At 57.8% G+C, this 1,033-nt stretch carries 3 protein-coding genes; 2 read left to right on the plus strand and 1 reads right to left on the minus strand.

Annotated elements, in window-relative coordinates; translation table 11 throughout:
- Positions 1-223: helix-turn-helix transcriptional regulator (locus EN991_RS37550; RefSeq protein WP_164769724.1), on the minus strand; the 223-nt coding region annotated here is incomplete at its 3' end.
- Positions 224-338: 115 nt separating this feature from the next.
- Between EN991_RS37550 and EN991_RS37555 the strand changes: the two genes are divergently transcribed.
- Positions 339-617: a DUF2285 domain-containing protein gene (locus EN991_RS37555; protein ID WP_127370593.1), complete on the plus strand. Its 279-nt coding sequence runs from the start codon at positions 339-341 to the stop codon at positions 615-617.
- Between the two features lie 140 nt (positions 618-757).
- Positions 758-964, plus strand: coding sequence for a DUF6499 domain-containing protein (locus EN991_RS40160; RefSeq protein WP_281056293.1), 207 nt, complete (start codon positions 758-760; stop codon positions 962-964).
- Positions 965-1,033: the final 69 nt, after the last annotated feature.

Consider the following 1,033-nt stretch of genomic DNA (forward strand, 5'->3'; position numbering starts at 1 on the left):
CCTCATTCAGAATATCATGGGGATCGAATCCGATCGTTTCAGCCAAGTCGAGAAACTCGATCACGTCCAAGCGCCGTCCTCCCGACTCGATCGCTGCGACTACCGATTGGTATCGATCGATTGCCTTTGCCAAGTCGGCTTGGCTCAAGCCTGCAGCTTTGCGCTTGTCCACGATCAATTGGATAAGTCGCAAATGTCTTGGCGACCGAAGTGTCTTTTGCATTCGCTGCCGGTCCTTGACGAAACCGGCAGATCAATTAAATGGAAATCCAGATAACCAGAAAATCTGGTTATCTTATGAACGCAGCCACTTGTGCTTCCACGAATTTTGGTGGGCCGTGCTTAAACCACTCCTTGATCCCGATGTTGCCGACGTTGCACCGGATGCCCCGATCCTGACCGGCTATGACGAGGAGCGACTGCTCACCTACATCCGCCTTCTTGATGCGGCGGCCGAAGATGCGGACTGGCGCGAGGTGGCCAGGATCGTCCTGCACATCGATCCTGAGCATGAGCCGGAGCGAGCGTTCAAGTCCTGGGAGACCCATCTTGCCCGCGCGCGGTGGATGACGACGAGTGGTTATCGGTATCTTCTGGCGGGCGGTGCGCCCCACTAGGTGCAGCCTGCCATGCGCCACGCTTTGCTGAATCAGCACAGCGGTTTGCTGACTCTCCAACTACCCAGCCCGCGCATCGACCCCGATGCTGATTCCGAAGCTCGCAGCCGAGTGCTGGCATCGGGAGAGGACCAGGCAAATTGCAAGGCGATTGGACCAATCCAGCGGCCTATGTGCACATGCGCGACTACGAAGCGTCGGAGTTCGCTGCCGAATATCTGATCCGGAACGACGCCTTCATCGTCGAGTGCAGTCAGCTTGCGTCGCTAAGCGCAAATACCGAAGACCTGCTCGGACAATCTGACTTCGCCGCACGGTGGGGCGCGCGATTTCACTGTCACCGGTGACGGACTTTCATCTGCCGAGAACATCGTCTGGACGGAAAAGGCCTCGCCGCGCGTTCTCCGCGTCACGCG

The organism is Mesorhizobium sp. M7A.F.Ca.US.005.03.2.1, assembly GCF_003997795.1.
In the GTDB taxonomy this organism is placed as follows: domain Bacteria; phylum Pseudomonadota; class Alphaproteobacteria; order Rhizobiales; family Rhizobiaceae; genus Mesorhizobium; species Mesorhizobium ciceri.